Source organism: Photobacterium sp., from assembly GCF_057456235.1.
Window position 1 is genome coordinate 123,706 of record NZ_JBVCPH010000001.1, and the last position, 23,164, is coordinate 146,869.

The following is a 23,164-nucleotide window of genomic DNA, read 5'->3' on the forward strand; positions in this document are numbered from 1 at the left end:
ACAAACTAAAAAACCTGCTCATCGAGCAGGTTTTTTTGTATTATGGCAATCACAAATAAGCCGTTTAACAACTGTTCAGGGATGCTTTAAGCCGCTTCATTCCTTGCTCAATACTGACAACAGGCACGTAGCCCAAATCCCTTTTCGCGGCACTGATATCGAAATAGTGGCAGGTCGAAAGCTGGCGGGCAACAAAACGGGTCATCACAGGTTCCTGCTTTTTACCTGACCAGCCATAAATCCATTCCAGTAAGGCACCTACCCCATAGGCAAGTGATGCTGGTATTCGCTTGCGAACAGGCGGTAAATCGGCACAGGAGAGGATTTTGTTGAGCATGGCTGCCATGGTGATCGGCTCATCATTACTGAGAAAATACGCTTTCCCCGCGCACACCGCTTGGGGATCACTCAGCCTTAGCGCTGCCAGAATATGCGCGTAGGCGGCATTATCGACATAAATAGTATCAACCAGCTTATCTTCACGCCCCACCAGCTTGAGCCTGCCAGCGCGAGCGCGGTCAATCACCCTTGGGACTAAATGGGGGTCTTCCGGCCCCCAGATTAGATGGGGACGCAATGCCACGGTCTTTAACTGTCGCTCTGTTCCTTTAAGGCAAGCACTGCCTTCAAGGCTATCTATAACATCAAGACAATTTGCATTTTCAAGAAGACGGCCATTCGCGACTAACACCATCTGCTCGGCAATCGCTTTCGATTCAGCGTAATAATTCAGATAATTATCGGCATAAGGGGCGGATTCATCAATTCCCGCTTCATCAAAACCCGCAAACGTCACGCTTGGGGTGCTGGTATAGACGAGTTTATTGATACGCAGTGCCTGACAGGCATCGAGAATATTACGTGCACCATCGACATTGGGGGAGTAATAATCCTCTTTTGAGCCCCAGACTCCCGCCTTTGAAGCCACATGAAAAACCAGATCGCAGCCTTGCATCGCCTTCATCAACATCGTTTTATTGCTAATATCGCCCTTGACCATGGTGATACCCATTTGCTCAAGTTCGGGATAATCACCGCGGGCAAATCCCGTTACCGCAATACCTGCTTTCCGCAAATACCGGCAAATGGCTTTGCCAAGAAACCCGCCAGCACCGGTAACAAAAGCGTGTCTAGCCGAAGAGGCCAAGGCCGTCAGAACTTTCATCTCATCCGGTGTTGGCTGATCATCTGTTTTATCATTTAACACCAGCAGGTGACTCCTTGTTCGGTTCTTTTTCAGACAGCATTCTTTGTGCCCAAACTGCCAGTTTTTCTCTGAAAATCTTTGCGTTGTGGCGGATATCAACAGGGAAAGCGGGATGAATTAAGAAATCAGCAATGCCGCGTGTCTGTTCATATTTTGCTCCAATGACTTTCAACTCCTCAAAGAAAGCGGCAATATCGTCTATCTTTACCCCTTTCTTTAACTCGACACACAACAAAGGAACCCTTGCACTATTTCGTTCAACACCGACCAGCGCGGTACGTTTCACACGAGGATGAGTATTGAATATACGCTCACACGGAATAGAGAAATAAGGCTGTTGGTCATACTCAGAATTGGCACGATTTGCTTCAACGCGATGCGCCTTACGGCCACACATCCAGAGTTTCCCTTCCTCATCCAGATAACCTAAGTCACCCATACGATGACGGACCACCGTACCATCTACGATCTTGGCCTGCTCAGTGGCAGCGTCACGGTGATAGTAATGTCCGCTCACCATCGGGCCTTTAACCACAATTTCGCCGATTTGATTGACTGGCAACCTCAGACTGTCATCCCAATCAGCAATCGGATCGTCGGTGATCGCGATGATCGCAATATCCACGCCCTGAACGGGCAACCCGACACAAATCCCGCCGCCGCTATCGGTCACGTCAGTGGTTGTCATTAACGCCTCACTACCGATCATGGTAAGTGGCAATGATTCCGTCGCACCGTAAGAATTAAGTACCTCGATGCCATCACTCAACATTTTACTAAAACGTGAAATAGACGAAATGGTAGCGGGTGCGCCCGCAGAAATAACACGTTTAATACTTGGTAAGCGATGGGGGGTAGCTCGACTTGCACCCGCTTGTCCTAATCGCTCAATCAACGCTGGATTGACGAACATATTGGTGCAGTGATACTGCTCAATAGCCGCAAAAAGGCTCTCCGAATTAGCCGTGATAGGCTTGCTCGCATCCATATCAGGAACAATAGAGGCCATGCCTAATGCCGGGCCAAAGAGGGAAAATAACGGGAATGTGGCAAGATCTCGCTCGCCGGGAGAAATACCGTAATCGTTTTTCAGCACCCTGATTTGTGCTTCAAACATTGCATGGGTATAAACCACGCCTTTTGGCGTACCGGTACTACCGCTGGTAAACAAAATAGCCGCTATTTCATCATTTTGGAGCAAGGCAATATCATAATCGGTTGCTTGATCCATCTGACTACGGGGCTTGATCACCCGATTACGTTTAAGCAGCGCTTTTAGCGTTGTTCCGCCGAATATGTTAGCAAAAATGTCACTGCCGCCAACCGTCAGTAAACGACGTACATCCGGTTTACCCCAACCAAACAGACAACGCGCAATATGCGCTTTCGGAATACCAATAAACGCATCAGGCATGGCCTCATCAAAACATTGTTTAAGGTTCTTAACCCCCATTCCAGGGTCAACCAGAATAGGAATGATACCTGCTTTGAATAATGCAAACGTCAGGGCAAAGAAATCGAGGCTCGGCGTTACCATCAACACCGCCTTCATACCACGTTTGATGCCGTAGTCATTTAAAGCCTGGGCAATACAGTTACTGTCAGCATCAAGCTGACCAAAGCTCAGCTCTTCATAACGCAGTTTTCCTGCCAATGATCGTTTCTGTACCGCCACAGCCAGTGCTGAGGGTGTTTCAACCGCTGCTTGCCTTAAGTGGCGACAGATATTTGCTTGGTTTGAGTCGGTTAGTTCCAAATCGGGTGCCTCACTTGAATCAAAAGGGGCACCAATTTCATGCCCTCTAACCTTCAAGAATGTAACTCACTCGACATAGCGTCTGGAGTTTTCATAAATTCTGCAATTAGCGGTACAACCTCTTCGCTCGCATCTTCCAAAATATAGTGGCCACAGTCTGCAAATTCGTGGACTGTTGCGTGTGGCATTTTTTTACGCCAAACCGCTAAGAAATGCTTATCAAACACAAAATCTTTTAAGCCAAAGCAAATCAGAGTCGGTACTTGGGAGAACTTCGGTAAACTTGCTGCGATCTCAGAGACTAACTCATAGTTTCTATCGCCTTTTCTTAACGGGATATCCTGCACAAAACGTAATGTTGAAATACGGTTCGTCCAAGAGTTAAATGGCGACACATAAGCCTGACGAACTTCCGGACTCATCGGTTTGCGCTTAACACCCACATAAGAGGCAATAGATGAGAAAGCGTTAAAGCCACGCACTAAACATGTACCCAACAGTGTATTGCGGCAGATCCACAAAGGCCATGGAAATGGCTTTGATTCTGGAAGATGAAAAGCGCCTGTATTCAGGATCACCAGACGTTTAATCCGATCAGGATAACGCGCTGCATACCCCATACCAATCATACCGCCCCAGTCATGAACAACCAGGGTTATGTTTTCACGCACTTCTAAATGCTCAAGTAATGCTTCTAAGTCATCAATGCGGTTTTTTAACGTGTAGTCATAGCCAGCATCGTCTGGCTTATCAGATAAACCACAGCCAATATGATCAGGCACGATACATTGGTGGTTCTGACTTAATTCAGTGACCAGATTACGGTAATAGAATGACCAGCTCGGGTTACCGTGAACCATAACAACCGGCTCGCCCTGCCCTTCATTCACATAATGCAGCTTATGGCCATTTCTGCTGAGAAAATTGCGCTTAAAGGGAAATAACGTGTCTAACATGACTAATCCTAACTATCCTCAGCATGGAAATGAACCATCCTGTGTTTTGTAACTATTTCAGCGTAACAGGTAACGATTCAGCTCAACGCTATTTTGTTTAAGAGCAAAGAGAAAGCGCGCAGTTTGTAAGTACAAATGAGCACTTTCGATGCCGATATTGAACAAAATAGCTAAGAGATTAATTGTTACCACTTGAGACCTAACATCATACAGTTAAGCCCACTGCCTATACCTAAGAAGCTCACGTTATCGCCTGATTTCAAGAAACCATGATCGTGTGCCATCGCAGCAGTAACAGGTAAAGAAACCGTGCCCATATTGCCCATCAGCTTATAGGTCGGAAATTCTTTCCCGACAGGAATGTTCAGCGCATTCAGCACCTGTTTGCGGTTTGATGCGCCAACTTGGTGACAGATCACTTTATCAACCTGCTCGACTACCCAGCCGCGCTGATCGAGAAAATGATCCCATGTGTCACGTGCCAGCTTCACGCCTTCTTTGAGCAAGGTAACACCGTCAGTACGCATAAATTCACGAAATAGCTGAGGTCCGACTTCTTGCAGGCCCCATTGGCAAAGCTGGTGATGTTCAGGTGCAGATAAATGGCTGGCACCTAGCAATTGATGCTGACGGGTATTGTGCAGAGGCAGGCTACCGTCCGTCAGTAGAACTGCAACCGCCCCAGAGCCTCCGGTCAAGGTGGCTAAAGATTGGGCAAAATTCTGCATAGTTGGCTCAGCCAGCATATGATCAATCGTGATATCAACGATATGGCGGGCGGATTCACAAGAAACCACCAGGCCTGCTTTGATTTGACCCAGTTCAATACGGTTTGCTATATCTAAAATCCCAGACAGTACCCCAAGACAAGCATTGCTGATGTCATAAATAGCGGTGTCGTTCAGGACACCCAGTTCAGCCGCGATGCGGCACGCTGTTGCGGGTTCATGTTGATCGCGACATACCCCGGTGTAGACAACAGCCCCAAGATCGCCAACCTGAATACCTGTTTCATCAATGGCTTTGCGGGCTGCGGCCAGAGCACCATCCGACAATTTATGTCCTTTGGGCCACCAGCGGCGCTCTTCTATACCGGTCAGTGCGGCAAGCTGCCCCATAGGAATACGAAATTTCTGATATAAGGGAGCTAAACGGGATTCTAACTCAGAGCTCAATACCACTTGTGGTGCTAGCTCGTAAGCCAGACTATTGATAAAAACGCGGGAATATTTCATTCAACTATATAACTACTCACTATCTCGGCAAAATCAGTACCGATCTTCGTCATTAGTGCGCCATTTGAGCAAGAAAAAGGAGATGATTCAATAAAAATGTCATATTACAGGGTGTAATATCAATTCCATGAATTATCTAACTATTCAGAACACCACTGGGCGCGTTTAAAATGTTTTTATACTACATTGATAAATATCAGTTTAGAGCCACTATATTGGCAATTTATTGCCTTGCCTAAAAGTAGGTTAACTCTCGCTGAATTGATCTGATCATTGATGTATTTGGTATAGTCTCATATGACCAGTATAAAAAATATTAAGTTCATGACAGGCGTAAGGTAAAGTGCACGTCTTATTGCTTGTTGATTTAACATTAGCAAGATAAGTCTTGGCATCCCAGCCTGATTAGATTGAGAGATATAACCCATAATGAGCAAGATATATCATCACCCCGTGCAAATCTATTATGAAGATACCGACCATTCAGGTGTGGTATATCACCCTAATTTTCTTAAGTATTTCGAACGCGCACGTGAGCATGTGATTGATAGCGACAAGCTAGCCAGACTTTGGAATGAGCAAGGGTTAGGTTTTGCGGTGTATAAAGCCAATATGACGTTTCAGGACGGTGTCGAGTTTGCCGAAATCTGTGATATTAGAACTTCTTACCAGTTAGACGGTAAATATAAGACCCTGTGGCGACAAGAAGTCTGGCGTCCGGGTGCAAGCAGACCTGCGGTTATCGGTGATATTGAAATGGTCTGTCTCGATAAAGAGAAACGGTTGCAGCCTGTTCCAGAAGAGATTTTGGCATCGATGATGGCGGATTAGCGGCCCCCATTTCACACAACAAGATGTCCCCCTTTTGCGGGAATGGCCTAACAACTGTCATCCCCGCCATCGTTTAGAGCAGATCCTTTGGGCTGATTAACCTTGCTTCTAATGCCATTGCCTTGGCACTGCCACCCAGCGTCACGGCAAAACGATACTCTTCATTCAGACGACCGAGGCAGGATTGCCACGGGTCCGGTTCGACTTTTTTGGCGGAACTGTGGTCAGAGCCATTATCAGCAAAGTTCAATCCAATCCCTCGATACAGTTCAAGCTGACTGACAACAGGTTCTGAATAAAAGGGAGAGTCAGGCCCTGCAGCAGACTGTATTGGCAAAGTCTCTTTGCTTGCTGCAGAAAGGTCAAAACCAAAAGATTTTAACGATGTCGCAAGCCCCAGCCCCGTCGCCTTAATATACGATTCTTTCAATGCCCATAGGTCAAAAAAGCGCGGCCTTTGTCGATTTTCCGGAAGATGTAATAACGCCGTAACCTCCTGAGGCGAAAAGTAGTGACTGAGGATCGGGTAAATATCAGTACTCGTTCTGGCATGCTCTATATCCACCCCCAATTCTACATTTTCACTTCCCGCTCTTATTACTCCCAATAACAGATAGCCTCCGCTGTGGCTCAGATTAAATTCCAGCCCGGTTTGATCCCGCAGCTCTGCACACAACCTTGGTTTCCCTTTCTCTCCATATTCAAATCGCCATTCATCCGGTGAAAGTGCCGCATAGCGTGACAATACCGCCCGCAGAACACCGCGGACATAGAGCGCCCGAGTCCTCGCATCTTGCAGCCGGTAGCGATCCACCTTCGTCAGCTCGTCTTCTGTTAGCCAACGTCGCAGGCTGTCAATATAAGGACCGGCATCATCAAGCTGAGTAAGTGGACAAAACCAGAGTTGAACAAGAGGAAAAGATGACAAAGAGAGAATCCTGCGAGGTTATAGTGGGTTCTATTGTGACTGTTTTGCTTTTGAAACAACAGCGCTAAGCCGGTCCTATGTACTAAAGCATGCGCAGCTTTCAACAACAAGCAGGGGTACAAAAGGCTTAATTTACGACTTTTGTTTCTAGCCGATTTTTCTTTCTCCACTCGCACAGAGCCGCAGGCAACAAGCATTACATCATACTTATTCACTTAATTGAGGCGTGCATCACATTTTCACTGAAACTTGAGTATTTACACTAAAAATGGATAATAATTAAAATATAATCAATAACTTAATTATCAACTTATTACAAAAAATCGAAATTTAACATTTTTAACTGGTCGGAAGAGGTACAACCTCAGTATCAGCCGATTGTATCAAAATGCGACCTCAGGTACTCTGCTCAACCATTAACAGATTTAGCTGGTTTTCATTGCAAATGATAGGTATTTCCTTCTTTGATAATCGAAGCAGAAATTTCAGCAGGATTGTAATGAACACTACCTTTACGGTTGAAAGCGCTACTACCGCATGACTGGTGTAATTCCGCACGAGTCGCAGCACTTACGACAACTTTACTCACGAGCACTGTTCTCGCGAGCATTATACTCACGATTGTTGCTTACCCGCAGCAAGCTCACCTTTTGGCCGTGCTTTTCCGGAGCTACCTCAACTTACCGCTCAGTTCGTATTAAAGCCCAGCCCGAAAATATGACACCCGACCCACGGATGTCCAGTGGAGACTCATTATGAGCCAAACCCCAAAATCAACACCCGAGTCGCAAGAAGATAAGCGACTCAATAAACGCCTTAAAGATATGCCTGTCGCCATCGTCGGCATGGCAAGTATCTTTGCCAACTCCCGTTACCTGAATAAATTTTGGGATCTGATCAGTGAGAAAATTGACGCAATAACCGACGTCCCTAATACCCACTGGCGTCCTGAAGATTACTATGATGCAAATAAGAGCACGCCGGACAAATCTTACTGTAAGCGCGGTGGCTTTATGCCAGAAGTCGACTTCAACCCGATGGAGTTCGGTCTTCCGCCAAACATTCTTGAGTTAACGGATACGTCACAACTGCTTTCTCTGATTGTTGCCAAAGAAGTACTGGCTGATGCCAAGCTTCCTGAAGGCTACGACCGAGACAAAATCGGTATTACATTAGGTGTAGGCGGTGGTCAGAAGATCAGCCAGAGCCTGAATGCGCGTCTTCAATACCCTGTTCTAAAGAAAGTATTCAAAAGCAGCGGCATTAACGACGAAGACAGCGAAATGCTGATCAAGAAGTTCCAGGATCAATACATTCACTGGGAAGAAAACTCTTTCCCGGGTTCTCTTGGTAATGTTATCGCTGGCCGTATCGCAAACCGTTTCGACTTAGGTGGCATGAACTGTGTCGTTGATGCCGCTTGTGCGGGCTCTCTTGCGGCGCTGCGGATGGCCCTGAGCGAGTTGGTCGAAGGCCGCAGCGAAATGATGATCACCGGTGGTGTGTGTACCGATAACTCACCAACCATGTACATGAGCTTCTCAAAAACCCCGGCTTTCACCACCAATGAAACTATCCAGCCATTCGACATTGATTCTAAAGGCATGATGATTGGTGAAGGTATCGGTATGGTTGCCCTAAAACGTCTTGAAGACGCAGAGCGTGATGGCGACCGTATCTACTCTGTGATCAAAGGCGTAGGTGCTTCTTCAGACGGTAAGTTCAAGAGTATCTATGCGCCACGCCCTGAAGGTCAGGCAAAAGCGCTCAAACGTGCGTATGATGATGCCGGTTTTGCCCCGCATACGCTTGGCCTGCTAGAAGCGCATGGTACAGGTACGGCAGCAGGTGATGTTGCTGAATTTAATGGCCTGAACTCTGTATTTAGCGATGGCAATGACACCAAACAGCACATCGCATTAGGTTCGGTAAAATCTCAGATTGGTCACACCAAATCTACCGCAGGTACAGCAGGCTTAATCAAAGCAGCGCTTGCCCTGCACCACAAAGTATTGCCTGCAACAATCAACGTCACTAGCCCGAACCCTAAACTGAATATTGAGGACTCTCCTTTCTACCTCAACACCCAGACTCGTCCGTGGATGCAGCGTGTTGATGGTACTCCTCGTCGCGCGGGGATCAGTTCGTTCGGTTTTGGTGGCACAAACTTCCACGTTGTGATGGAAGAATACACACCAGAACATGCCCGTGGTGACAAGTACCGTCAGCGCCAGGTGCCACAAACACTGCTGTTCAGCGCCGCTTCTCGCGGTGCACTGATCGCAAGCCTGAAAGAAACATCAGCCAACATCTCTGGCCAGAAAACGGATTTAGCGGCGCTTGCTGACGCGTATGGCTTACGCAGCATTGAAGCATCTCATGCACGTTTAGGCTTAGTGGTTAAAACTAATGAAGAGCTTCAGGCTCAGCTGGCTCAGGCCATCTCGACACTTGAAAGTCAGACTAAAGCACATTGGCAGCTACCAAGCGGTACAAGCTACCGTGAATCTGGCCTTGTGGTTGAAAACGGTTCTGCCAAAGTTGCTGCACTGTTTGCAGGCCAGGGGTCACAGTACCTTAATATGGGTCGTGAACTGGCTTGTCATTATCCAGAAATGCGCCAGCAGCTAGCAAATGCCGATAAGGTATTTGGTGAAAACAACAAGACGCCGCTATCACAGGTGCTTTTCCCAATTCCTGCGTTTACTCAGCAAGACACTGCAGCTCAAGAAGCGACATTAACCAATACTGCGAATGCACAAAGCGCTATTGGCGTGGTTTCTATGGGCCAGTATGAGCTAATGACTCAGGCTGGTTTTAAAGCAGACATGGTTGCGGGCCACAGCTTTGGTGAGCTAAGTGCCCTATGTGCTTCTGGTGTTATCTCTCAAGATGATTACTACCAGCTTGCTTTTGCTCGTGGCAACGCCATGGCAGCAACGCCAGCAGAAGGCGATAGCGGTACTATGTACGCCGTTATTCTTGATGCAGATAAACTAGCAGCGGTTGAAACGTGTATCAGCGAATTTGATGGCGTAAGCATCGCCAACTATAACGCACCGACTCAGCTGGTTATTGCAGGCCCGACTGAAAAGGCACAGCTTGCAGCTAAAGCATTAGGCGAACAAGGCTTCAAAGCCATTCCACTGCCGGTATCTGGTGCCTTCCACACACCATTGGTTGCCCACGCGCAGAAACCATTCGCTGCCGCCATTGATAAGTCGACATTCAGCAAACCTGCGTTGCCACTTTATTCAAACGCAACAGGCGAGCTTTATAAGAATGACGGCAAAGTCATTAAGAAAGCGTTTAAACAGCACATGCTACAGTCAGTACGTTTCAGCACTCAGCTTGAAGCAATGTACGACGCCGGCGCACGTGTCTTTGTAGAATTCGGACCTAAGAATATTCTGCAGAAACTGGTTGAAAAAACGCTAACTGATAAAGCCGATGAGCTTTGTACGATCAGTATCAACCCGAACCCTAAAGGCGACAGTGATCAGCAACTGCGTCTGGCATCGGTACAGCTGGCCGTTGCGGGGATCTCGCTAGGCAATATCGACCCGTATCAGGCCGATATCGCCCAGCCTGCTGCTGCATCACCAATGAATATCAAACTGAATGCAACGAACTACATCAGTGCTTCGACCCGAGCAAAAATGGCTAAGTCATTAGAAACGGGCACCGTCAGCAAGCAAACTGAAATCGTTGAAAAAGTCGTTGAGAAGATTGTGGAAAAAGAAGTGATTAAAACCGAAATCCGCGAAGTGCCTGTAGCTGCTAGCGCGCAAGCTACTGCTCCAGAAGCAACACAAGTTGTTACTCAAGCTGTCGCTCAAGAGCCTCGTCAAGCCGTTACAACTGCACAGGCAACAACAGCACAACTTCCTGTCGGTGATGCGTCACTGCATGCATTTTTTGCTGCTCAACAACAAGCGGCAGAGCTTCATCAGCAGTTCCTCGCGATCCCGCAGCAATACGGCGACACTTTCACTACGTTAATGACAGAACAAGCCAAAATGGCTGCGTCTGGTATCGCTATTCCAGATAGCCTGCAACGTTCAATGGAAATGTTCCACCAGCATCAGGCTGAGACCCTGAAAGCTCACGCACATTACCTTGAGCTTCAAGCGAACAGCAACAACTCTGCGTTGGGTATGCTGACGTCACAGGCGGTTATCTCCACACTGACAACATCAGCTCCGCAATCAACGATTGCACCAACAGTGACGGCTCAACCAGTAGCACCAGTTCAAGCCGTAGCAATGCAGACTGTTGCTACGGCACCGGTTCAACAAGCAGCGCCTGCTGTTGCACCAGTGAAGGCAGTTGCTCCGGTACAAGCTCCGGCTCCAACTGTTGCACCAGCTCCTCCGGTACAAACAGCCGATGCTGAAAAAGTGATGCTGGAAGTGGTTGCTGAGAAAACGGGCTACCCTACCGAAATGCTGGATCTGGAAATGGACATGGAAGCCGATTTAGGTATCGATTCCATCAAGCGCGTTGAAATTCTAGGGACGGTTCAGGATCAAATGCCTAACCTGCCAGAACTCAGCCCTGAAGATTTAGCCGAATGCCGTACGCTTGGCGAAATCGTCACTTACATGAACAGCAAGCTAGGTGCTCAACCTGCGCCTGTTGTTGCTGAAGCTGCCCCAGTTATCACACCAGCAGCAAGCTCTAACGGTTTAGATGCGGCTCAAGTTCAAAGCACCATGCTTGACGTTGTTGCGGACAAGACGGGCTACCCAACAGAAATGCTGGATCTGGAAATGGATATGGAAGCCGATTTAGGCATCGATTCCATTAAGCGCGTTGAGATCCTGGGTACGGTTCAAGACCAGCTCCCTACTCTGCCTGAACTGAATCCTGAAGATCTGGCTGAGTGTCGTACACTGGGCGAAATCGTCAGCTATATGAACAGCAAACTGCCTGCAGTGACAGTATCTGTCGTTGCTCCAGTTGCCGCAGCGGTACCAGCAGCAACAAGCGGCTTAGACGCTGTGCAAGTTCAGAACACCATGTTGGAAGTGGTTGCAGACAAAACCGGCTACCCGACAGAAATGCTTGATTTGGCGATGGATATGGAAGCGGACTTAGGTATCGATTCCATCAAGCGGGTTGAAATTCTCGGCACGGTTCAAGATCAGCTGCCAGGTTTACCTGAACTGAATCCTGAAGATTTGGCTGAGTGTCGTACACTCGGCGAAATCGTTGATTACATGAACAGCAAGTTGCCTGCAGCAACAGTATCTGCAGCTTCGGCGGCGGTATCGTCTCCTGCATCAAGCGGTCTGGACGCTGCACAAGTTCAACGCACTATGCTTGACGTTGTTGCTGACAAAACCGGCTACCCGGCTGAAATGCTTGATCTTGCCATGGATATGGAAGCGGACTTAGGTATCGATTCCATCAAGCGGGTTGAAATTCTCGGCACGGTTCAAGATCAGCTGCCAGGTTTACCTGAACTGAATCCTGAAGATTTGGCTGAGTGTCGTACACTGAGTGAAATCGTTGACTACATGAACAGCAAGCTGCCTGCAGCACCGGTCATTGCGGTTGAAACCACACCAGCACCTGCGGCAAGTGGCCTCGATGCTGCACACGTGCAAAGCACCATGTTAGATGTCGTTGCAGACAAAACCGGCTACCCGGCTGAAATGCTCGATCTTGCCATGGATATGGAAGCGGACTTAGGTATCGATTCTATCAAGCGGGTTGAAATTCTGGGTACCGTTCAAGACCAGCTACCTGGCTTACCTGAACTGAATCCTGAAGATTTGGCTGAGTGTCGTACACTGGGCGAAATCGTTACTTACATGCAAAGCAAACTAGCAGGCACGTCATCTGCAACAGCGGCTCCAGTCGTTGAAGCTGCTCCTGAAAACGTGGTCGAAACTGCAACGGTAGAACTTCCTCCTCACAGCGAGGTGGCGCTAAAAAAGTTACCAGCGGTAGATAAATTAGCTGACTGTTTTTCCAAAGACGCATGTATCGTGATCACCGATGATGGTCATAATGCCGGCGTTCTGGCAGAAAAACTAAGTGCTCACGGCCTTCAAGTCGCCGTTGTACGTAGTCCTCTATCTGCCGCTTCACCACTGAACAGCGAAATCACCAGCTACCCGCTAGCAAGTGTTGATGAAACTGGCGTGAAAGCTGTTATTGCTGAGATTGAAAGCGCGCACAAAGCGATTGGCGGGTTCATTCACCTGCAACCTCTTGCAACTGACATGCAATCTGACAATGCAGACATTGCATTGAATGCCGATGCGAAATCAAGCATTTCAATTGCGTTCTTGTTCGCTAAATTGCTTCACGATCAGTTAAACACGGCATCAGCATCAAGCCGTCGTAGCTTCTTCACTGTCAGCCGTATTGATGGTGGCTTTGGCTACCTTGATACCGAGCAGCTAGTTAATGCTGAACTAAACCAGGCGGCACTGTCCGGTTTGACTAAAACGTTAAGTCACGAATGGTCGAACGTGTTCTGTCGTGCTTTGGATGTTGCACCTGCTCTTGATGCTCGCCATCTGGCAGAAGCCGTCACTGCTGAGCTATTTGATATCAATACTCACACGGTTGAGATCGGGCTTTGTGAACCCCAAAAGGGCGAATCTGGACGTTCAACGCTAATTGCTACAGAAGCAGGTACAGCTCAGACGAAAAATGTTGCGGCAAAGCTCACCACATCCGATAAGGTTCTGGTAACGGGCGGCGCAAAAGGCGTCACGTTTGAATGTGCACTGACACTGGCTAAAAAGTGCCGGTCACACTTCATCCTTGCAGGTCGTAGTAAGCACATCACGGCGAGCGAACTGCCGAAATGGGCACAAGGCAAGCAGGAGAGCGAACTGAAAGTGGCTGCTATTGCTAACCTTCAGGCCTCGGGTGATAAACCAACACCGAAGAAAGTGGATGCATTGCTTAAGCCTGTTTTAAGCAGCTTTGAAATCAACAGTGCCCTACAAGCCTTTACCAATGTTGGCGCAAGCGCTGAGTACCTGAGCCTTGATGTATCAGACAGTGGATCTGTGACTAAAACATTGTCTCAGTTCAGTGATATCACCGGCCTGATCCACGGCGCTGGCGTACTGGCTGACCGACATATTCAAGACAAAACACTGGATGAGCTGAACCTCGTTTACGGAACCAAAGTTGGCGGTCTTGAAGCGGTACTCAATGCATTAGATAGCAGCAAGCTGAAACTGTTAGCGATGTTCTCTTCTGCGGCAGGATTCTACGGCAACAAAGGCCAGAGCGATTACGCGATGTCTAATGACATCCTGAACAAAGCAGCACTTCAGTTCTCGGCTCGTTACCCTGAAGCGAAAGTAATGAGCTTCAACTGGGGACCGTGGGATGGCGGCATGGTTAATCCGGCGCTTAAGAAAATGTTCACCGACCGTGGTGTGTACGTGATCCCTCTACAAGCTGGCGCTGAGCTTTTCAGCTCGCAGATTCTGAGTGAAACAGGTATTCAACTGCTTGTAGGTACGAGCATGCAAGGTTCAGAGAACAAGGAAAACGCTGTAAAAAAGCCTGATGCGGAGTCTGTGCTGGTAGCAAAGAGTCCGCTGAATAAAAGCATCACTGTGACACGAGACCTTGACCCAAAGGCGATGCCTTTCCTCAAGGACCACTGCATTGCCGGTAACCCCGTGTTACCGACAGTGTGTGCCATCCAATGGATGCGTGAAACAGCAGAACAACTGGTAGGGGCGAACGTCAGCGTTCGCAACTACAAACTGCTTAAAGGCGTAATTTTTGATACCGATGAGGTGCAAATACTGACGTTGACACTGACACCTGAAACTAAAGCTGACGATCAAATCAACGCATTGATCAGCTGCCAGGGTCGACCACAGTATCAAGCAATGTTGGTCTTAGAACACACCGCTGGTTCGGTTGAACCTGCACCGGCTAAAACCTTTGCGGCGGGTTCAAACAACCCCGTCACAACGGCTGATGCGTTGTACAGTAATGGCACCCTGTTCCATGGTCCAAGGCTGCAAGGTATCCAGACGGTTGAACGTTTTGATGACGCAGGTTTACTGGCACAGTGCCAGCTGCCAACCATTACTGATGCCGACTGTGGTGCTTTTGTACCGACTCAGCATACGGGCGGTTGCCAGCCTTTTGCTGAAGACTACTTGCTACAGGCCATGCTGGTTTGGGCAAGATTGAAGTACGGCGCAGCCAGCCTGCCTTCTGCGATTGGTGAATTTGTTTCTTATGAACCCATGCAAGCGGGTGACAAGGGTTGGTTAGAACTAGAAGTGATTAAACATACTTCGCGTTCACTACAAGCTAACATCTCGCTTTACCATCAAGATGGTCGTTTAAGTGCCGTAATGAATGGCGCAAAAGTAACGATCAGCAAAGGCCTAAACGAGGCATTTTTGGTGAAGTCTGAGCCAGAAAAGGAGCTTCTGTCATAGTGGCCGACTCTTCTAATAAAGCGATGCCGTTGCGCATCGCTCTTTTAGCCCAGCCAGCGCATGCTGCTGGGCTTTCTGCCGATTGCTTTTCTACATTACCACCCGTTGAAATCATCTCAGTCGGTGATAATTTTGAAACAGCCCTTCAAACCGCTATTCAAGTAATCAGCCAAGGCAATGTCGTTCAATTTTGCGTAAATGGCGAACACGGTGAAGCACAATCAAAGTTATTGATGCTTGCGGGTTTAACGGCAGCACAAAACAAAATTCATCCTCATGCCTACTTGTCTGGTTTTAGTGCCAGTTCAGCACATAGAACTGTTGACTGCATAGAAGAAGCGCTGGCTCAATCACGTCGCCAGGAAGCCAGTTTAAGCAACCAACAGACTTTTGATGCACTCACTGCAGAGCAAAAATTTTCTGCGTTGTACCAAATGGTTGAAGCTCTTGCCAGTCGCACGCTTAACACTCGCTCTGATAAAGATAACATCAGCCATTACTGGTTTACTGAGCCGCACCAAGCTCGTGTAACGAGTTTAACGTTCAATGCAGATGTATGCACAAGCAGCTTGGTATTAACGCAAGCAACTGGGCTACAAACAGCTCAATCACTGCTCTCAGCGTCTCGACTTTTCTTTGTCATAACCGGTCATAATGAAGCAGTGTTATCAACTCAGCTGGCACAGTTAACAACACGCTTGAATAAACTCTCAGATGATTCGTATTCACTGATTGAGTTGATGGCTGCAAATCTGAGACAGTTTCAGGCTGATGCTTCAACGTCTCCGTCGCTGCCTGCCATCGTATTGCAAGGTGCTTCCGTCGCCGCTATTGAGCAGGAAATTACCGCGATTAGTCATGCTCTGCCAAAAATAATGGCTGAGAAAAGTCATTATAAAACACCCGCAGGTAGCAGTTTTTCACCGGCACCCAACAGCAAAGGCGGCGTAGCTTTTGTGTATCCGGGTGTTGGTACCGTTTACCCTGGTATGTTCCGCCAATTTCATCAGTATTTCCCCGAGCTTTTCGCTCGCCTTGAACGAGAAGGCAATCTCAAAGAGATGCTGCAAGCCGAGAAGACATACGGCGACATTGCTGCCGAGATGAGTTTGAGCGAACTCGCCATTGCCGGTGTGGGCAGCAGTTACCTGTTAACCCAGCTATTGTGCGAAGAATTCGCGGTTAAACCGGATTTCGCATTGGGTTACTCCAAAGGCGAAGCATCGATGTGGGCAAGTTTAGGCGTCTGGAAAAATCCTCACGCATTAATTGAAATGACTCAAACCAGCCCGATATTTACCACCGCTATCTCAGGTGAATTAACAGCAGTACGTGAAGCCTGGCAGTTAAGCGACGGTGACGAAATCACCTGGAACAGCTTTGTGGTTCGCAGTGAACCAGCAGCCATTGAAGCACTGCTTCCTGAGTTCCCGCACGCTTATCTTGCGATTATTCAAGGTGATACTTGCGTACTGGCCGGTTGTGAAAATGACTGCCGGGCCCTGCTCAAGAAACTCGGTAAACGCGGTATTGCAGCCAACCGGGTAACTGCCATGCACACCACGCCGGCATTAAGCCAACACCGGCAAGTGACTGAGTTTTATAACCAGCCTTTGTGTGAAGCGCTACCTGAGCATATTCGCTTTATCAGTGCCGCCGCTGGTCATAATACTCTTGTTAATATTGATAGCCAGAGTATTGCCGATTCGATTGCCGATACGTTCTGCTCGACGCTTGACTTTACCGCGTTGATCCGTAGTGCGCGTGAACAAGGTGCCCGTCTGTTTGTTGAGATTGGTGCAGACAGACAAACCTGCACCTTGATCGATAAAATTAATCGCGCCGATCATGTGACGACCGAAAGCTGTACTGTCGCGGCCAACGCCAAGGGCGGCGACGATATTCTCACCTTGCTCAAATGTATCGGTCAGTTAATCAGCCACCAGGTTCCTCTGTCACTTGATCCCCTTCTGAAGGGGCTGGAACAACATCAAGTGAAGGCGTCGACACCAGAGATAACTTTAAAAGGAGAGCCAGTATGAGTTCTCGTACGCAAACAAAAATCGCCATTGTTGGTTTAGCCAACCAGTATCCTGATGCGGATACGCCGAAGGCTTTCTGGCAAAACCTGCTGGACAAAAAAGATTCCCGCAGCGTGTTAAGCCCTGAAAAATTAGGCGCCAATCCTGACGCCTACCAGGGCCAGCAAGGCGAATCAGACCGCTTTTACTGTGATAAAGGCGGCTACATCCAGAACTTCACGTTTGATGCCAGCGGTTACCGTTTACCTGCTGAAAAATTTGTCGGCTTAGATGAAAGTTTTCTTTGGGCGCTAGACACCAGCCGCAAAGCATTAGCCGATGCGGGTATCCCGTTAGATGCTGCAGTACTTGAGCGTACCGGCGTGATCATGGGTGCCCTTTCGTTCCCGACAACGCGTTCTAATGATCTGTTCCTGCCGCTTTACCACTCGGCGGTAGAGAAGGCACTACAAACGAAACTGGCGAATAACCACTTTTCATTAAGCCCATCGAACGATCACGCGGTAAGCCTGAACCCGGCCAATGGTGCGGCGGCGCATAATGCTTCTAAGCTGGTTGCCGATGCTCTGGGCCTTGGTAGCGCGCAGTTAAGCCTTGATGCTGCATGTGCCAGCTCGGTCTATTCCCTGAAATTAGCTTGTGATTATCTGAGCACAGGCAAAGCCGATATGATGCTGGCTGGCGCTGTTTCGGGTGCCGACCCTTTCTTCATCAATATGGGTTTTTCAATCTTCCACGCCTACCCGGATCACGGTGTATCGGTGCCATTCGATACCAACAGTAAAGGTCTGTTTGCCGGCGAAGGCGCTGGGGTGTTAGTGCTAAAACGCCTTGAAGATGCAGAGCGCGATGGCGACCATATCTATGCGGTTGTCAGTGGCATTGGTTTATCGAATGATGGCCGAGGTCAGTTTGTCCTAAGCCCGAACAGCAAGGGACAGGTACAAGCTTTCGAACGGGCTTATGAAGCTACCGACCTGTCACCAGAAAGTATCGAAGTCATTGAATGTCACGCGACAGGTACGCCGCTGGGTGACAAAGTCGAAATGACGTCGATGGAGCGCTTTTTTACTGGCAAGCTGAACGGCACACAAGCACCATTAATTGGTTCGGCAAAATCCAACTTAGGTCACCTGCTGACGGCGGCAGGCATGCCGGGGATCATGAAGATGATCTTCGCAATGAAAGAAGGTGTACTGCCACCGAGTATCAACCTCTCAACCCCGCTCTCTTCACCTGACGGCTTGTTCGGTTCGCACACGTTGCCAACCCAGGTTCAGCCATGGCCGGATAAAGCAGGTAACCCTGAGCGACGCGCTGGTGTGTCGGTATTTGGTTTCGGAGGCTGTAACGCTCACCTGTTGTTAGAAGCATGGAAAGATTCGCCCGCAAAACCAGTCGCTCAAGCCTCTGGCGAACCGGCATCACCGCCTCATCTGAAAATCACCGGTTTAGCGTCCCACTTTGGTTCGTTAAAAACCATCAATGCGCTTAATCATGCGATTGAAACCGGGGCTGATGCTTTCGTTGCACTGCCGAAGAAACGCTGGAAGGGCTTAGATCAACACCCGGAACTACTGAGCCAATTTGGCTTACATACCGTGCCGCACGGTGCGTACATTGATCAGTTCGAGCTGGATTTCTTACGCTTTAAAGTACCGCCGAATGAAGATGACCGCCTGATTTCTCAGCAGCTTTTACTGATGAAAGTCGCAGATGAAGCGATCCGGGATGCCAAGCTTGAAGTAGGGCAGAAAGTTGCCGTTCTGGTTGCAATGGAAACCGAGCTTGAAATGCACCAGTTCCGTGGCCGCGTTAACTTACATACCCAACTTGCCGACAGTCTGAGCAACATGGGTGTAGCGTTGAGTGATAGCGAATACCAGGCACTTGAAGCCATTGCAATGGACAGTGTGCTTGATGCTGCCAAGCTGAACCAGTACACCAGCTTCATCGGTAATATCATGGCATCTCGCATTGCCTCGCTGTGGGACTTCAACGGTCCGGCCTTTACGATTTCTGCCGCTGAACAATCGGTCGCACGTTGTATCGATGTCGCACAGAATATGATGGCGCAGGAATCACTGGATGCGGTGGTTATTGCCGCCGTCGATCTGAGCGGCAGTGCTGAACAGGTTATTCTGAAAAACAGCATCACACCCGTTGCTGCTAACTCGCAAGATAGTGGCTGGAACGTGGGTGAAGGTGCCGGTGCCATTGTTCTGGTCGACAAAGAAACGCAGCGGAGCCAAAACACAAGCAATAGTGCAAGCTATGGCGAAATCAGTGCACTAGGCTTTAGTGCAACCAGTAAAAGTCGTTTAGTCACTGATCGCTTACTGTCGCAGACTGGTATTGCTGCCAATAACGTTAGTTTATTGGAGCTAAACCAGGCACCAGAAAGCACAGACACTGTGCAGTTCCCGCTGGCTCGTGCTTCGCAAACTCAGGCGAATCAACGTTTAGGACACTGTTATGCCGCATCAGGTATGGCGAGCATGCTTCATGGCTTGTTAAGCCTTAATCAGACAGCATCTGACTTTGATAGCAAAGCCGCCATTGTCGCCAACGTCAGTGAAAATCAGTGTTCACAACTGTTGCTAACGCAGTCCGCCACAGAGAGATCGTCGCTTCAAGTACGTCTTGAGAGTGAACTGCCGGCAGATTCAAAGCGTCAGCTGATCAAGCAAGTTACCCTCGGTGGCCGTGATATCTATCAACATATCGTGGCAACGGATCTGCCTGAACTTCAGCAGATCCAGCAGAAAGTCGCTAACGCGAAGCCGCGTGTACAGACACAGGCTAAAACAATCGCGCAAGCCGCTGCAACTCCATCAGTATCCCCGATTCTGGCAACATCAGACCAGACGCCGATTACAGGTATTCAACGCAATATGACAAAGGTCCTATCCGCTAAAAACCAGCATGATTTAACTTCATTCCAGAGCCCTTCATTTGCTGAAAATCAGCTGCTGGCACAACAGGTACATCAAGCCTTTCTGCAAAACCGAGAGCAAGGGCTGAAGATGGCTGATGCCCTGCTAAAGGCGCAGCTTAACGAAGTCACCGCGCAAATGGGCGCGGCAACCGGTCAGGTCATTCATCACCAGCCAGCAGTCGCGACACCATCACAGAATGTAATGGCAACGCCGATCGCTAAACCTGTACGTAAGCCTTGTATCTGGGATTACGACGACCTAGTGGAATACGCTGAAGGCGATATCGCCAATGTGTTTGGTCCGGATTACGCGATTATCGATAACTACTCTCGTCGTGTAAGGCTGCCAACCACAGACTACTTGCTGGTATCGCGCGTCACCAAGCTTGATGCCACCATGCTTGAGTACAAACCAAGTACCATGACCACAGAATACGATATTCCTGTCGATGCACCGTACCTGGTAGACGGTCAGATCCCGTGGGCCGTTGCTGTAGAATCAGGCCAGTGCGACCTGATGCTGATCAGCTATCTGGGTATCGACTTTGAAAACAAAGGCGAGCGTGTTTACCGTCTGCTTGATTGTACCCTCACCTTCCTGGGCGACCTGCCTCGTGGTGGCGATACATTGCGCTACGATATTTCGATCAACAACTTTGCCCGCAACGGCGATACCTTACTGTTCTTCTTCTCTTACGAATGCTTCGTCGGCGATAAGATGATCCTGAAAATGGACAACGGTTGTGCTGGCTTCTTTACTGACGAAGAGCTTGCCGACGGTAAAGGTGTCATCCGCACCGAAGACGAAATTAAAGCCAGAAACCTGGCGGTTAAGCAGCGCTTTAACCCCCTTCTGCACTGCCAGAAGACCCAGTTCGATTACCAGACACTGCATAATCTGCTTAGCGCCAATATTGCGGGTTGCTTCGGTGACAGTCATGTTTCAGATCGTGCACAGCCTTCACTGTGTTTCAGCTCAGAAAAATTCATGATGATCGAGCAAGTCAGTCATGTAGATCCGCAAGGTGGTACATGGGGGCTTGGTCTGATTGAAGGTCACAAGCAACTAGAAGCGGATCACTGGTACTTCCCTTGCCACTTCAAAGATGACTCAGTAATGGCTGGCTCATTGATGGCGGAAGGCTGTGGCCAGTTGCTTCAGTTCTACATGATGTACCTGGGTATGCATACACAAGTACAGAATGGCCGTTTCCAGCCGCTTGAAAATGCACCACAGCAAGTACGTTGCCGCGGTCAGGTTCTGCCACAATCTGCTGTACTGATCTACCGTATGGAAGTAACTGAAATTGGTCTGAGCCCGCGTCCTTACGCGAAAGCAAATATCGATATCTTGCTTAATGGCAAAGTCGTGGTTGATTTCCAGAACCTGGGTGTAATGATCAAAGAAGAAACAGAATGTACCCGCTACATTGAAGCCACCGAGGCTGATGTACAGCAAACGACTTTTGCGCCTGTTCAAACAGCAGTTGTTCAAGACGCTGTTACTCAAGAAATTCGTCAAAAGCCAGCCGTTCAGCAACAAGCTTCTGCCAATGCGCCGCTGATGGCACAAATTGCAGATTTGAACACAGCACCGAACAAAGGTGTTATTCCGCTTCAGCACGTTGAAGCACCAATGACACCTGATTACCCGAACCGCACGCCAGACACGGTACCGTTCACGCCGTACCACATGTTTGAGTTTGCAACCGGTGACATCGAAAAATGTTTCGGCCCTGACTTCTCAATCTATCGCGGCATGATCCCGCCACGTACCCCGTGTGGTGATCTGCAGCTGACTACCCGTGTCATTGAAGTGAACGGTACCCGTGGTGATTTCAAAACACCATCGTCATGTATTGCTGAATACGAAGTCCCTGAAAATGCCTGGTACTTTGACGAAAACAGCCATCAGGCACTGATGCCTTACTCGGTATTAATGGAGATCTCACTGCAGCCAAACGGCTTCATTTCTGGCTACATGGGCACGACCTTGGGCTTCCCGGGACAAGAGCTGTTTTTCCGTAACCTGGATGGCAGCGGCAAAATGCTGCGCAATGTCGACTTACGCGGCAAAACTATCGTTAACGACTCTCGCCTGCTTTCAACGGTCATGATGGGTACCAACATCGTGCAAAGCTTCAGCTTTGAGCTAAGTACTGACGGTATACCTTTCTATGAAGGTAAAGCGGTATTTGGTTACTTCAAAGGCGCAGCACTGAAAGATCAACTGGGGCTGGATAACGGTAAAGTGACGCAACCATGGCACATCGAAAACAACCGTACGCCAGATGTGAGCATCAACCTGCTGGATAAAGAAAGCCGTTACTTCAACGCGCCGCTTTCAGCTGCTGGCGAAGTACAACCACACTACCAGCTAGCCGGCGGTCGCCTGAACTTCATCGACAAAGTGGATATCACCAGCGATGGCGGTAAAGCTAGCTTAGGTTACTTGTATGCCGAGCGTACTATCGACCCGAGTGACTGGTTCTTCCAGTTCCACTTCCATCAAGATCCGGTTATGCCGGGATCATTAGGTGTTGAAGCGATTATCGAGCTGATGCAAACCTACGCCCTGAACAAAGATTTGGGTGCCGGATTCCGTTCACCGAAATTTGGCCAGATCCAGTCAGAAGTGAAATGGAAATATCGCGGTCAGATCAACCCGCTTAACAAGCAAATGTCACTGGATGTCCATATCACCGCGATTAAAGATGAAGACGGTAAGAAGATCATCATTGGTGACGCCAACCTAAGTAAAGACGGCCTGCGTATTTACGAAGTGAAAGACATCGCTATCTGTATTGAAGAAGCTTGAGTTAGGAATAAA

The 23,164-nt window shown here is 48.6% G+C and carries 9 protein-coding genes; 4 read left to right on the forward strand and 5 right to left on the reverse strand.

What is annotated here, in order from left to right; all coding sequences use genetic code 11:
• Nucleotides 1-64 precede the first annotated feature (64 nt).
• The 4 genes from oleD to AC2204_RS00520 form a co-directional block, all read right to left on the reverse strand.
• The gene (gene oleD / locus AC2204_RS00505) at nt 65-1,207 is read right to left on the reverse strand and encodes a 2-alkyl-3-oxoalkanoate reductase (protein ID WP_318923330.1); all 1,143 of its coding nucleotides are present in this window, start codon (nt 1,205-1,207) and stop codon (nt 65-67) included.
• Nucleotides 1,197-2,963 (reverse strand): olefin beta-lactone synthetase, encoded by a 1,767-nt coding sequence (gene oleC, locus AC2204_RS00510; protein WP_318923331.1) that lies wholly within the window; start codon nt 2,961-2,963, stop codon nt 1,197-1,199. Before oleC ends, oleD begins: the two co-directional genes overlap by 11 nt.
• Nucleotides 2,964-3,016: 53 nt before the next feature.
• Nucleotides 3,017-3,919 carry an alpha/beta fold hydrolase gene (locus AC2204_RS00515; RefSeq protein WP_318923333.1) on the reverse strand — a complete coding sequence of 301 codons (903 nt, stop codon included), beginning with the start codon at nt 3,917-3,919 and terminating at the stop codon, nt 3,017-3,019.
• A gap of 185 nt (nt 3,920-4,104) precedes the next feature.
• On the reverse strand, nt 4,105-5,154 hold the full coding sequence (locus AC2204_RS00520) for a 3-oxoacyl-ACP synthase III (protein WP_318923335.1): 1,050 nt from the start codon (nt 5,152-5,154) through the stop codon (nt 4,105-4,107).
• A 429-nt stretch (nt 5,155-5,583) separates the two neighbouring features.
• On the opposite strand from AC2204_RS00520, the gene AC2204_RS00525 reads away from it, so the two are divergent.
• The gene (locus AC2204_RS00525) at nt 5,584-5,985 is read left to right on the forward strand and encodes a thioesterase family protein (protein ID WP_318923336.1); all 402 of its coding nucleotides are present in this window, start codon (nt 5,584-5,586) and stop codon (nt 5,983-5,985) included.
• A gap of 73 nt (nt 5,986-6,058) precedes the next feature.
• On the opposite strand, the gene AC2204_RS00530 is transcribed toward AC2204_RS00525, so the two are convergent.
• Nucleotides 6,059-6,913 (reverse strand): 4'-phosphopantetheinyl transferase family protein, encoded by an 855-nt coding sequence (locus tag AC2204_RS00530; RefSeq protein WP_318923337.1) that lies wholly within the window; start codon nt 6,911-6,913, stop codon nt 6,059-6,061.
• A gap of 755 nt (nt 6,914-7,668) precedes the next feature.
• Here AC2204_RS00530 and AC2204_RS00535 point away from each other — a divergent pair.
• The 3 genes from AC2204_RS00535 to AC2204_RS00545 are packed head-to-tail and all read left to right on the forward strand — an operon-like array spanning nt 7,669 to nt 23,152.
• Nucleotides 7,669-15,354: a phosphopantetheine-binding protein gene (locus tag AC2204_RS00535; RefSeq protein ID WP_318923338.1), complete on the forward strand. Its 7,686-nt coding sequence runs from the start codon at nt 7,669-7,671 to the stop codon at nt 15,352-15,354.
• On the forward strand, nt 15,354-17,396 hold the full coding sequence (locus AC2204_RS00540) for a PfaB family protein (RefSeq protein ID WP_318923339.1): 2,043 nt from the start codon (nt 15,354-15,356) through the stop codon (nt 17,394-17,396). Before AC2204_RS00535 ends, AC2204_RS00540 begins: the two co-directional genes overlap by 1 nt.
• Entirely contained in the window at nt 17,393-23,152 is a 5,760-nt protein-coding gene (locus tag AC2204_RS00545; protein ID WP_318923341.1) for a hotdog fold thioesterase, read from the forward strand. Before AC2204_RS00540 ends, AC2204_RS00545 begins: the two co-directional genes overlap by 4 nt.
• The last annotated feature ends 12 nt before the right edge of the window (nt 23,153-23,164 follow it).